Here is a 2,027-nt window from a genome sequence, read left to right on the forward strand (position 1 = left end):
TACGTTGTTGTGCTTGAGCACTCTTGGGTACGTTGTTGTGCTTGAGCACTCTTGGGTACGTTGTTGTGCTTGAGCACTCTTGGGTACGTTGTTGTGCTTGAGCACTCTTGGGTACGTTGTTGTGCTTGAGCACTCTACCATTCTCGATCGGAGGACTAAAGTCCAACAACGTACCTAATCTTAATCTCAATTAACACCATTAGCAACTTGGGTTAACTAGCTAACGCGGTTTTTCTGGCAGTTGCAGATGATAATTTTGTCTCTTCTGCCAGAAACTCGTTTAACTGTCTTTCGATTTCGTCACGCACAATTTGACGATATTCTAAAAAATGCTCGTTGTGAGCACAAACAGTTAAGTAATGTTCCCAAACTCCCGGATTGCGTTTAATAATACTAAACAGGTGATGCCAGAACTTCCAGCGAGTTTTCCGTTTGATACCTTGTCGCCAAACTACAATTAATAATGCCCGTAAATCTAACCAACTAGGCATTTTAAATTTAGCTTTCACTTTCGGCGCACCTAACATTAAGAAACAGCGGTAATTCCGATCTAAAAACTGTTCTGCTGCGTACAAATCCCAAAAAGCTTCTACATACTCCCTCGCAATCTCTTCTAAGGGGCGAGTCGGAATAAAATTCATCAAAGTTGTTTGATTAATATTGCCATTTTGGTTGCGTAAACGTCCCTCTTTTTCTAAACGATGCCAAAGGGCTGTATTCGGTAAAGCTTGCAGCATGGCAAATACAACAGTGGGAATTCCTGTTTGTTCAGCAAACTCGACAATTCGCTTACCAGCACCAGCTTTTTCCCCATCAAAACCAATAATAAATCCTGCCATCGGTCGCAGTCCGGCTTGGATAATTTTCTGCACCGATTCAGTTAAGGAATTGCGCGTATTTTGGAATTTTTTTGTTAAACTGAGGCTGGCTTCGTCAGGTGTTTCAATGCCCAAGAATACAGCATCAAAATAACATTCGACCATCAATTCCATTAATTCTGCGTCTTGCGCCAAATCTATGGAAGCTTCGGTATTAAATCGGAAAGGATAACCATGTTCGGCTTGCCAAACTTTCAATTCTTTCAGCAATAATTTGACATTGCGTTTATTGCCAATGAAATTATCATCAACCATAAACACGCCTCGTCGCCAACCTAATTCGTAAAGATAATCTAATTCAGCTAACAATTGTTGTGGCGTTTTAGTTCTGGGTTTCCGACCATATAATACAATTATGTCGCAAAATTCGCACTGAAAAGGACAACCGCGTGAGAATTGAATTGACATGGAATCATAAGCATCTAATTCCAGTAACTCAAAGCGAGGAATTGGTGTAGAAGTGACATCGGGTTTTTCGCCATTGGCATGGAAAGTTCCTGCTTCTACGCCGTTTTTAATTGCTTCCACGAACATGGGTAGGGTGATTTCCCCTTCATCTAATATTAAATAATCGGCCCCGGCTGCTAGGGCTTCTTCTGGTAAAGTTGTGGGATAAGGGCCACCAACGGCTACTTTTTTACCTCGTTTTTTGGCGGCTTGAATTTGGGCAATAAAGTCTTCTTTTTGGACTATCATTGCCGATATAATTACTAAATCTGCCCATTCCCATTCGGCTTCGGTGACAGTCCTAATATTACGATCGACTAACCTAAATTCCCACTCCTGCGGTAAAATAGCCGCTACTGTTACTAAGCCTAAAGGTGGTAATAAGACTTTGCGATCGACCAATTCTAAAATCTTCTCATAAGACCAAAAAGTTTTGGGAAACAGGGGATAAATTAACAAAACCTTCATAAATATTCCTCCTCAAGTACGTTGTTGGGGGGGTTAAAGCAAATTTAATAAATTAAAAAAAAAAAAAAAAAAAAAACAAAAAAAAAAAAAAAAAAAAAAAAAAAAAAAAAAAAAAAAAAAAAAATTTTTTTTTTTATTTTTATTTTTTTTTTTTTTTTTTTGTTTGTTTTGGGGTTTTTGGCGCTTTCTTTTGCGCGAAACCCCCCAACAACGTACATTTTTACTTTGACTGAT

General features: G+C 38.8%; 2 protein-coding genes. Both read right to left on the reverse strand.

Annotation, left to right across the window (positions count from 1 at the left end; translation table 11 throughout):
• A partial coding sequence (locus tag ACE1CC_RS07490; RefSeq protein WP_413269845.1) for a hypothetical protein occupies positions 1 to 190 on the reverse strand: 190 nt, incomplete at its 3' end.
• Between the two features lie 22 nt (positions 191 to 212).
• Positions 213 to 1,793, reverse strand: a complete 1,581-nt coding sequence (locus tag ACE1CC_RS07495; RefSeq protein ID WP_413269846.1) for a B12-binding domain-containing radical SAM protein — start codon at positions 1,791 to 1,793, stop codon at positions 213 to 215.
• Positions 1,794 to 2,027 lie beyond the last annotated feature (234 nt).

It is taken from the genome of Floridaenema aerugineum BLCC-F46, assembly GCF_041929345.1.
GTDB classification, from domain to species: Bacteria; Cyanobacteriota; Cyanobacteriia; order Cyanobacteriales; family Aerosakkonemataceae; genus Floridanema; species Floridanema aerugineum.

Bases quoted from the DNA above. Each gene is read 5' to 3' on its own strand.
- ACE1CC_RS07495 (WP_413269846.1), bottom strand. From the start codon at position 1,793: ATGAAGGTTTTGTTAATTTATCCCCTGTTTCCCAAAACTTTTTGGTCT.